Origin of the sequence: Microvirgula aerodenitrificans DSM 15089 (assembly GCF_000620105.1) — a bacterium.
In the GTDB taxonomy this organism is placed as follows: domain Bacteria; phylum Pseudomonadota; class Gammaproteobacteria; order Burkholderiales; family Aquaspirillaceae; genus Microvirgula; species Microvirgula aerodenitrificans.
The window spans coordinates 1-9,545 of record NZ_JHVK01000045.1 but is presented as its reverse complement, the minus strand read 5'-3'; the positions used below and the strand labels follow the sequence as shown (position 1 = coordinate 9,545).

Sequence of the window (9,545 nt, the reverse complement as noted above, 5' to 3'; positions counted from 1 at the left end):
ATTCGCGGCGTGCGCATTCTCAAGCACAGCGAACCGATCCTGCTGGTCGGCATTCCGGAACAAAAACTGGTCGACTTCGTCCGCCAGTATCTCGGCCACCCGGCCGGCACCCGCTTCGAGCTCGGCAAGGCCGACGGCGACTATGTGCCGATGGACGCCATTTCCGGCGCGACCGTCACCCTGATCGCCCAGAACCAGCTGATTTCCCGCACCAGCTATGAGATCGCCAAGCAGGTCGGCATCATCAAGCCGCAGCCGAAGCCGCAGGCAGTATTCACTACCGACACCACCACCCGCAGCTGGGAACAGCTGGTCGACGAAGGCAGTGTCGGCCACCTGAAGGTATCGCCGGGCGATGTCGGCGAGGCCGACAGCGGCCAGCCGTACCTCGACCTGTACTTCGGCTATCTGAATACCCCGGCCATCGGCAAGAGCCTGCTCGGCACCCCGGCCTGGGAGGCACTGATGGCGACGCTGAAGCCGGGCGAGCACGCACTGTTCGTGGTATCGAACGGCTCCGGCTCGTTCAAGGGGTCCGGCTTTGTGCGCGGCGGCATCTACGACCGCATCCAGGTCAAGCAGGACCGCGACTCGTACACCTTCCGCGACAGCGACTACATGAACCTGTACAGCCTGAAGGCTGCCGGCGCGCCGTCGTTCCGCGAGTCCGGCATCTTCATCCTGCGCGATCACAGCTTCTCGGCCGCCTGGCCGTGGGCGTTCAATTTTCTCGGCAACCGCCGCGACGCCAACAACGAAAAGACCTTCGTCAATTTCGAGTCCGAATACTGGCTGCCGGCCCACTATCTGCAGGGCGGCCGCCCGGCAGTGGAACGCCCCGACGCGCCATGGCTGAAGGCCTGGAAGGGCAAGCCGGTCGAGATCGCCGTGTTTGCCGCGCTGCTGCTGTTCACACTCGGCTTCTATGCGCTGCGCGACCGCTGGGAGCGCCGCAGCCGCCGCAGCGACAAGCGCTGGATCTCGTGGCCGAAAACCACTATGTGGGTAATCAGCATCGGCTTTATCGGCTTCTGGCAGATGGCGCAGCCGTCGGTCACTCAGTTGCTGACGCTGATCCACGCACCGTTCGACGGCTGGCGCTGGGGGCTGTTCCTGTCCGACCCGCTGATTTTCCTGTTCTGGATCTTTATCGCCATCTCGCTGCTGCTGTGGGGCCGCGGGCTGTTCTGCGGCTGGCTGTGTCCGTTCGGCTCGCTGTCGGAACTGCTGTACAAGGTCGGCGGCCGCCTCGGTCTGGCGCGCTGGCAGTTCAAGCTGCCCAAACCGCTGCATGACAAGCTGAAGTGGCTGAAGTACGCGGTGTTCATCGGCCTGGTGGCCGCCTCGTTCCACTCGATGGTGCTGGCCGAGCAACTGGCCGAGATCGAACCGTTCAAGACCACGTTCCTGGTCGGCATCTGGAACCGCAGCTGGCCGTTCGTGCTGTTCGTGACCACAATCTTCGGGCTGTCGCTGTTTACCGAACGTCCGTACTGCAAGTACCTGTGCCCGCTGGGTGCCGGGCTGGGCCTGCCGTCTCGACTGCGGCTGAACGGGCTGAAGCGCAAGGCCGAGTGCGGCCCGTGCAAGGCCTGTGCGGTCGGCTGCGGCTCGCAGGCCATTGCCGCCGACGGCCGTATCGACCCGATGGAATGCCTGCTCTGCCTCGACTGCATGGTGATGTATTACGATGATCACGCCTGCCCGCCGCTGGCCAGGGAACGCAAGCGCCGCGAACGGGACGGCCTGCCGGCGACACCGATCGGCAAGGACGGCTATTTCATCCCGATCAAGGAAGTCCATTGACCCGCCCTCCCCCCGGCCTGCGTGCCGCCCGTCTGGCCTGCCTCGCCGTCCTCGTCGCGCCCCTTGCCGCGCAGGCGGCGGTCTGGCAGGTCGGTCCCGACGGCACGCTGGCCGATGCCATTGCCCGCGCCGCGCCCGGCGACACGCTGCGCATCGCCCCCGGCCACTATCCGGCCAATCTGGTTATCGACAAGCCGCTGACGCTGGTCGGCGCCGACCCGGCCCACCGGCCCACGCTGGATGGCGGCAATCGCGGCAATGTCATTACCGTCAAGTCGGTGGATGTCACGCTGGACAGCCTGATCATCCGCGACAGCGGCGATGATCTCGGCGCGCAGAATGCCGGCGTCTATCTCGGGCCCGGCGCCCATCGCGCCGTGGTCCGCCGCTGCGACTTTGCCTATACCCTGTTCGGGCTGTGGATCGAGAAAGCCAACGGGGTGCGGATCGAGAACAACCTGATCACCGGCAAGCGCGACTACATGAGCCCGCAGCGCGGCAATGCCATCCAGCTGTACAACACCCAGGGCGCACAGATCATCGGCAACCGGATCAGCTTCGCCCGCGACGGCATCTATGTCGACGTGTCGCACTATGCCGTGTTCCGCGGCAACCGCATCCACCATGTGCGCTACGGCACCCACTACATGAACTCGTACCACAACGTGTGGGAAAACAACGATGTATACCGCAACCGGGGCGGACTGGCGCTGATGGAGGTGCGCGACCAGATCGTCCGCAACAACCGCGCCTGGGCCAATTCCGATCACGGCATCATGCTGCGCACCATCCAGGACTCGGTCATCGAGAACAATGTGGTCGCCGACAATGTGCGCGGTTTCTTCATCTACGACGCCGAGTACAACACGCTGCGCAACAATCTGGTCATCGGCAACCGCGTCGGCGTTCATCTGTGGGCCGGTTCGTACCGCAACACGGTCGAGGGCAACGACTTTATCCGCAACCGCGAGCAGGTACGCTATGTGGCCAGTCGCGATCAGGAATGGGGCAAGCAGACCGGCAACTACTGGAGCAACTACCTGGGCTGGGACCACGACGAGGACGGCCGCGGCGACATTCCGTACGAGGCCAACGACGTGGTCGACCGGCTGACCTGGCGCTATCCGGTCGCCAAACTGCTGATGCACAGCCCGGCCGTGCAGACCCTGCGCATGATCGCGCGCCAGTTCCCGGTGCTGCGGGTGCCGTCTGTGGTCGAGGCGCACCCTGCCATGCAGCCCCACCATGCCAACTGGAGAGAATGGATTCATGCCGAACGCCATTGAGGTTCGCGACGTCAGCCGTCGCTTCGGCGATTTTGTCGCTGTCGACCGGGTCGGCTTTGCCGTCGATGCCGGCGAGATTTTCGGGCTGATCGGTCATAACGGCGCCGGCAAGAGCACGCTGTTCAAGATGATGCTCGGCCTGCTGCCGGTCAGCAGTGGCGAAATCGCACTGTGCGGCGAGGCAGTGACCGGCCCGCATTTCCGCGCGGTGCGCCGCCAGATCGGCTATCTGCCGGAAAACGTGGTGCTGTACGACAACCTGACCGGACTGGAGACGCTGGCCTTTTTCGCCCGGCTCAAGGGCGTCAGCGATGCGCCGTACGCCGAACTGCTGGATACGGTCGGCCTGCCGGCCGTCGGCAAGCGCCGGGTCCGCGACTACTCGAAGGGCATGCGCCAGCGGCTCGGTTTCGCCCAGGCGCTGCTCGGTGCGCCGAAGCTGCTGCTGCTGGACGAGCCGACGACCGGCCTCGACCCGGAAGGCATTCACGAGTTCTACGCCATTCTGGAACGGGTGCGCGCCGGCGGTGCGACGGTGATCCTGACTTCGCACATCCTGGCCGAGATCGAACAGCGGGTCGACCGGCTGGCACTGATGAGCGCCGGCCGGCTGGCCGCGCTCGGCACCGTGGCCGAACTGTCGGCCGCCATTGCCCTGCCGGTCACGGTCGAGCTGACGCTGGCCGTCGCCGAGCGGCCGGCCGCACTGGCCGCGCTGACCGAGGCCGGCTTCGAGCCCGCCAGCCAGCCGCACGGCCTGTCGCTGGCCATCGACCGCGCCGACAAGCCGCGCCTGCTGGCGGTACTGGCCCGGCTCGGCGAGGCACTGGCCGACGTGCGCTTTATCGAACCGACACTGGAAGCGGTCTTTCTGGGCCATCGTCGCGATGTCCATGCCGCTGCCCGGGAGACCCGCTGATGGACTTCGCTCTTGCTCCGCTGCTGACCATCGCCGGCAAGGAATGCCGCGACCGCATTCGCAATCGCTGGGTACTGGTGGTCGCCATCCTGTTTGCGCTGTTCGCGCTGGTCATCGCCTGGTTCGGTCCGGCGCAACAGGGCACGGTCGGCTTTCGCGGCATCGAGCCGACCATCGCCAGCCTGACCAGCCTGGTCATCTACCTGCTGCCGCTGATCGCGCTGATTCTCGGCTTCGATGTGGTGGTCGGTGAGCGCGAACGCGGCTCGCTCGATCTGCTGCTGTCGATGCCGATCACCCGCACCGAACTGATCCTCGGCAAATACCTCGGCCTGGCCACCGCGCTGACGGCCGCCACCGTGGCCGGTTTCGGCGTGGCCGGCATCGCGCTGGCGCCGTTCTTCGACCTGTACGCGCTGTGGCACTACGCCGGCTTTGTCGCCAGTTCGCTGCTGCTCGGCCTGTCGTTCCTGAGTCTGGCGGTACTGGTGTCGGTCTGCTCGCGTGACCGCGCCAGCGCCAGCGGCGTGGCCATCGCGCTGTGGTTCCTGTTCGTGCTGGTATTCGATCTGGTCCTGCTCGGGGTCATGGTGCTGGCCAGCGGCGAAGGCGGCACCGGCGCGTTCGTCATCGCGCTGTTCCTGAATCCGACCGATGTGTTCCGCATTCTCAACGTGTTTTCCTCATCCGAACTGAAGGCGTTCTACGGCCTGGCGACGGTGCTGCCGGACACGCTGACCCACCCGGCCCTGCTCGGCGGTGTCATGCTGGCCTGGATTGCCGTTCCGCTGGCACTGGCTGTCTGGAGATTCAAACGACCATGAAAAAATTCCTTCTTCCGCTGCTGCTGACCGGACTGCTGGCCGCCTGCGGCCAGGCGTCCACCAGCGACAAGCCGGCCGATGCCGAGTTGAACCCGCCGCAGGGCGCCGCCTGCGCACTCGACGGCATGGTGCTGGCCGACTACCCGGGCCCGAAAGGCCAGATCCGCTTCAGTGACGGCCAGATCGACTATTTCTGCGACACCATCGAGCTGATGTCGCTGCTGATCGAGCCGGAACAGGTCAAGCCGATCAAGGGCGCCTTCGTGCAGGACATGGCACATGCCAACTGGCAGAAGCCGGTCGGCTACTGGGTCGACGCGCGCAAGGCATTCTATGTGGCAGGCAGCAAGCGCACCGGCAGCATGGGACCGACCTTCGGCACCTTTGCGCTGCGCGCCGACGCCGAACGCTTCGCCGGCCAGTATGGCGGCAAGGTTTACGCCTTCAACGAAGTCACGCCGGAGATGATCAAGCTCGACGGCGGCGTACTCAAAGACCAGGGGATGTGACGCCATGTCCAACCCGGATTTCTTTCGCGACCTGCAGCCGGAAGTGGCGGCAGAGGTCGAAGCGCTGGCGCGGCTGCAGTATGAGCTGCGCGAAGCCGGCAAGGCGGCACTGGCCGCGGCTGACGCGGCATCGGCCGATGCGCTGATTCACGACATCGCGGCAGGCCGGCGGGCGGAGGACGAGGACACCGTCGCCATCCGTGCCTCGGTGCTGCAGGCCGAAAGCGAGCGGGTGCGGGCCGTGCTGGCCGCCCGCCTGCGCGGCACGATGCTGGAAGACGACAGCCCGCATGCCTGCCTGGTCGAACTGGTCGAACAGCGCCATGCCGACCGCTATCCGGGCGGCGCACTGCGCCGGCTGGATGCCGTCGAGCTGCTCGATGTGGATGGCGTCGGGATGTGGCTGCGCATGGCGTCACCGGCATGCTGGGAAGCCGCCTGGCTGGCGCCTGACAATCGCGACTGGCGGCTGTCGCGGCTGTCCGCCACCTCGCCGGTGCTGTACCGGGCCCCGGACCGCCTACCACGCCCGATCGACCTGCCACTGACCGATGTGCCGGTGCTGCTGGGCTGGCTGCTCGACACGCTGGCCACGGGGTCGGATGCCTTCGACAGCCTGCACGACAGCTGAGCGGGCATGAAAAACGGGGCCTCACGGCCCCGTCAGCTTGTCCGGAAATCCCGCCCATGTCGCAAAGGGGCAGGATTCAATCGTGTCAGGCGCTCTTGCCGGCCATGAAGTCGACAGCGGCCTTGACGTCATCGTCGGACAGCGACGGGTTGCCGCCCTTGGCCGGCATCGCGCCCTTGTTGCCGTTGAAGCCTTCCAGCGCGTGCTTGTACAGCGTGTCCTTGCCCTGTGCCAGACGCGGACCCCAGTCGGCCTTGTCGCCCAGTTTCGGCGCGCCGGCCGCACCGGTCTGGTGGCACATGGCGCAGGTTTTCTTGAACACCGCTTCGCCGGCAGCGACTTCGGTGCTGGCGGCCGGGGCGGCGGCCGGGGCTTCGGCGACCGGAGCGGGAGCGGGAGCGGCCGGGGCCTCGGCTGCGGCAGGGGCTTTTTCCTGTCCGCCACAGGCGCTCAGCGCAGCAACCAGGGACAACAGGCCAAGGGAACGGGAGGGAGACATCTAACAATCCTGAAAAAGAGTAAAAAACGGCATCCTGCAAACTCCACGAAACAATCTCACTCAGATTAAGTGCTTGTTCAGAACTTTCATTTGACGATCATCAACGATGCGGATGACATGCAGGAACAGAATAACTGCGACAGTTTGACACATGCAACATTTTGACACAGTTGCCACTCTTCTCCACATACCGACAGGCCCTCTATCATGACCGACCAAGAACTCCTACCCCAAGACCCGAGTCGCCGTTCCTTCCTGGGTAAATCCGCCTTGGCCGGTCTCGCCGGCGCGGGGCTGAGCGTGGGCCTTGCCGCCTGCAAGAAGCCGGAAGGCGAAGATGCCGCCAAGCCGGCCGCCGCTGGCGCCCACGGCAAGACCGAAGTCGCTCCCGGTCAGCTCGATGACTACTACATCATCAGTTCCGGTGGCCACTCAGGTGAATGCCGCATTTTTGGTCTACCATCCGGCCGCGAATTCAAGCGTATCCCGGTGTTCAACATCGACTGCATGAATGGCTGGGGCATCACCAACGAATCCAAGGCGATCTTGGGCACCCGTCCCGACGGCCAGTTGAAATTCAAAACCGGTGACACCCACCATATTCACGGTTCGTATAAGGACGGCACCTACGACGGCAAGTTCTTCTGGGTTAACGACAAGCTGAATGCCCGCGTGGCCCGCATCCGCGGCGACACCTTCGAGTGCGACAAGATCACCGATATCCCAAATATTCAGGGGCAACATGGCCTATTTACGGACAAGCGTGATCCGGTCGATCCGGCTATCAACCACACGACCCGCGTGTTCGCCGGCGGTGAATTCAGCATACCGTTGCCGAACTTTGGTGCGGACGTAGATTCCCCCGAAAAATATGGCTGTCTGTTCTCCTGCGTCGATGCCGAAACCATGGAAGTGCGCTGGCAGTGCCGCGTCGACGGCAACATGGATCTGGTCGCGACCAGCTACGACGGCAAGCTCGCCGCATCGAACCAGTACAACACCGAAAACGGTGTTCACTATGAAGACATGATGTCGTCCGAACGTGACGCCTGCGTGTTCTTCAACATTGCCCGCATCGAGGAAGCAGTCAAGGCCGGCAAGTTCACCACCATTGGCATGTCCAAGGTGCCGGTGGTCGACGGCCGCTCCGAAGCAAACAAGGACCCGAAGACCTCGCTGACCTGCTACGTGCCGGTGCCGAAGAACCCGCACGGCGTCAATGCCAGCCCAGACGGCAAATACTTCGCCTGCTCGGGCAAGCTGTCGCCGACCGCCTCGCTGATTGAGATCGCCCTGGTCCACAAGTGGTTCGATGGCGGTCTCAAGGAAGCGCGCGACTGCGTGGTTGCCGAACCAGAAATTGGCCTCGGCCCGCTGCACACCGCCTTTGACGGCCGTGGCAATGCGTACACTACGCTGTTCCTCGACAGCCAGATCGTCAAGTGGAACATCGATGCGGCCATCAAGCAGTTCAAGGGCGACAAGACCGCCCAGCCGGTGGTCGACCGCATCGACGTTCATTACCAGCCGGGCCACGGCTGGACCACGATGGGCGAAACCAAGGAAGCCGACGGCAAGTTCTTCAACTCCGGCAACAAGTTCTCCAAGGACCGTTTCCTGCCGGTGGGGCCGCTGCATGCAGAAACCGAGCAGCTGATCGACATCAGCGGCGACAAGATGGTGCTGGTGGCCGACCATCCGGCCTACTCGGAGCCGCATGACGCCATCGGCATCCGCCGTGACGTGATCAAGACCCGCCAGGTCTACAACATGGATGACTTCCCGAATGCGGTGAAGGACCCGAAGAGCCAGCGCATCGAACGCAACGGCAACAAGGTCACCATCTACCTGGCCAGCCAGGCACCGGCGTACTCGATGCGCGAGTTCAAGGTCAAGCAGGGCGATGAAGTCACGATCATCCTGACCAACCATGACAAGGTCGAGGATCTGACCCACGGTTTCGGCATTCCGATGTACGACATCAACTTTGTTGTCAATCCGCAGGAAACCAAGTCGGTCACTTTCAAGGCCGACAAGCCCGGCGTGTTCTGGTGCTACTGCACCCACTTCTGCCACGCGCTGCACCTGGAGATGCGCAGCCGCATGATCGTCGAACGGCGTTGAGGAGCTCCGTTCACGGCGGGGGCATCACGGTGCCCCCGTTTTCCGGCCGCAATACAGGCGTGGGGTGTCCGGTCACAGGCTCCGCGTTCGAGTTCCGATGACCCCTGTGTCGCGGAGCACGGTCGGTTTTACCGGGGGCCCCTGAGCAGGGGCCTCCCTTTTTTCATCCTGTTCCATTGAAGGTACACAGCATGCAACGCCTCCTGCTTTGCCTGTCCGTCACCCTGACAATGCTCTGCATGCCCGCGCTGGCCGACCCCGGCACAGTCACCGCCCGTGACGGCTGGGCATGGCGTACCCGCGCCGGCCAGTACGGCAGCGCCGGCTTTGTCACCCTGACCAGCACCACACCGGCGCGACTGATTGCTGCCAGCAGCCCGCGTGTCGGCCGGGTCGAAATCCATGAAAGCTTTGTCGACGCACAGGGCCGCTTCGGCATGCGCCGGCTGGGTGCCCTGCCGCTATCGCCGGCCCGCCCACTGGTCATGCGCCATGACGGCATCCACCTGATGCTGATCGGCCTGCGTACGCCGCTGGCGGTCGGCGACCGATTGCCGCTGACCCTGACTATCGATAGCGGCGGCCTGCGTGAAATTGTATCAACAACCCTTGTGGTTAAGGCGCTATAGATAAGTGACCTTCCCCCCTGCAGGTATACCAAGCATAAGTTAGCATGAAGGCCAAAGGAGCCTCTCATGCGGAAGTCTCGATTCACTGAAGCGCAAGTCATCGCCGTCCTGAAGGAAGCGGAGGCCGGTCTTCCGGTCACGGAACTGTGCCGCAAGTATGGTATTTCTGATGCCACCTTCTATAACTGGCGCAACAAATTTGGCGGTATGGAGGTGTCGGAAGCCAAACGACTGAAACAGCTGGAGGAAGAGAACGCCCGATTGAAACGTCTGGTCGCCAATCAGGCACTCGACATCGAAATGCTGAAGGAAGTCCTC

10 protein-coding genes are annotated in these 9,545 nt (G+C 64.0%); 9 read left to right on the top strand and 1 reads right to left on the bottom strand.

What is annotated here, in order from left to right:
- The 6 genes from Q352_RS21865 to Q352_RS21860 all read left to right on the top strand — a co-directional run.
- A partial coding sequence (locus Q352_RS21865; protein WP_036386952.1) for a 4Fe-4S binding protein occupies positions 1–1,806 on the top strand: 1,806 nt, incomplete at its 5' end.
- Positions 1,803–3,092 carry a nitrous oxide reductase family maturation protein NosD gene (locus Q352_RS0117795; RefSeq protein ID WP_233495288.1) on the top strand — a complete coding sequence of 430 codons (1,290 nt, stop codon included), beginning with the start codon at positions 1,803–1,805 and terminating at the stop codon, positions 3,090–3,092. The genes Q352_RS21865 and Q352_RS0117795, both read left to right, overlap by 4 nt.
- Entirely contained in the window at positions 3,076–4,011 is a 936-nt protein-coding gene (locus tag Q352_RS0117790; protein WP_028500330.1) for an ABC transporter ATP-binding protein, read from the top strand. The genes Q352_RS0117795 and Q352_RS0117790 overlap by 17 nt, the downstream gene beginning before the upstream one ends.
- Positions 4,011–4,835, top strand: coding sequence for an ABC transporter permease subunit (locus tag Q352_RS0117785; protein ID WP_028500331.1), 825 nt, complete (start codon positions 4,011–4,013; stop codon positions 4,833–4,835). The genes Q352_RS0117790 and Q352_RS0117785 overlap by 1 nt, the downstream gene beginning before the upstream one ends.
- The gene (locus Q352_RS0117780) at positions 4,832–5,344 is read left to right on the top strand and encodes a nitrous oxide reductase accessory protein NosL (protein WP_036386833.1); all 513 of its coding nucleotides are present in this window, start codon (positions 4,832–4,834) and stop codon (positions 5,342–5,344) included. Before Q352_RS0117785 ends, Q352_RS0117780 begins: the two co-directional genes overlap by 4 nt.
- 4 nt (positions 5,345–5,348) lie before the next feature.
- Positions 5,349–5,975, top strand: a complete 627-nt coding sequence (locus tag Q352_RS21860) for a hypothetical protein (protein WP_036386951.1) — start codon at positions 5,349–5,351, stop codon at positions 5,973–5,975.
- An 85-nt stretch (positions 5,976–6,060) separates the two neighbouring features.
- Here the strand turns inward: Q352_RS21860 and Q352_RS0117770 are convergent, their stop codons facing one another.
- The gene (locus Q352_RS0117770; RefSeq protein WP_028500484.1) at positions 6,061–6,474 is read right to left on the bottom strand and encodes a c-type cytochrome; all 414 of its coding nucleotides are present in this window, start codon (positions 6,472–6,474) and stop codon (positions 6,061–6,063) included.
- A gap of 207 nt (positions 6,475–6,681) precedes the next feature.
- Between Q352_RS0117770 and nosZ the strand changes: the two genes are divergently transcribed.
- The 3 genes from nosZ to Q352_RS0117755 form a co-directional block, all read left to right on the top strand.
- Complete coding sequence (nosZ, locus tag Q352_RS0117765) at positions 6,682–8,598, top strand: TAT-dependent nitrous-oxide reductase (protein WP_028500483.1); 1,917 nt, start codon at positions 6,682–6,684, stop codon at positions 8,596–8,598.
- 191 nt (positions 8,599–8,789) lie between these two features.
- Positions 8,790–9,227 carry a copper chaperone PCu(A)C gene (locus tag Q352_RS0117760; RefSeq protein ID WP_084300359.1) on the top strand — a complete coding sequence of 146 codons (438 nt, stop codon included), beginning with the start codon at positions 8,790–8,792 and terminating at the stop codon, positions 9,225–9,227.
- Positions 9,228–9,293: 66 nt separating this feature from the next.
- Positions 9,294–9,545, top strand: a 252-nt coding sequence (locus Q352_RS0117755) for a transposase (protein ID WP_028500481.1), incomplete at its 3' end; no start/stop codon positions are given.

What these genes read in the sequence shown, in the direction of transcription:
- Q352_RS0117790 (WP_028500330.1), top strand. Translation starts at nt 3,076, where the DNA reads ATGCCGAACGCCATTGAGGTTCGCGACGTCAGCCGTCGCTTCGGCGAT.
- Q352_RS0117785 (WP_028500331.1), top strand. Translation starts at nt 4,011, where the DNA reads ATGGACTTCGCTCTTGCTCCGCTGCTGACCATCGCCGGCAAGGAATGC.
- Q352_RS0117780 (WP_036386833.1), top strand. Translation starts at nt 4,832, where the DNA reads ATGAAAAAATTCCTTCTTCCGCTGCTGCTGACCGGACTGCTGGCCGCC.
- Q352_RS21860 (WP_036386951.1), top strand. Translation starts at nt 5,349, where the DNA reads ATGTCCAACCCGGATTTCTTTCGCGACCTGCAGCCGGAAGTGGCGGCA.
- Q352_RS0117770 (WP_028500484.1), bottom strand. Translation starts at nt 6,474, where the DNA reads ATGTCTCCCTCCCGTTCCCTTGGCCTGTTGTCCCTGGTTGCTGCGCTG.
- nosZ (WP_028500483.1), top strand. Translation starts at nt 6,682, where the DNA reads ATGACCGACCAAGAACTCCTACCCCAAGACCCGAGTCGCCGTTCCTTC.
- Q352_RS0117760 (WP_084300359.1), top strand. Translation starts at nt 8,790, where the DNA reads ATGCAACGCCTCCTGCTTTGCCTGTCCGTCACCCTGACAATGCTCTGC.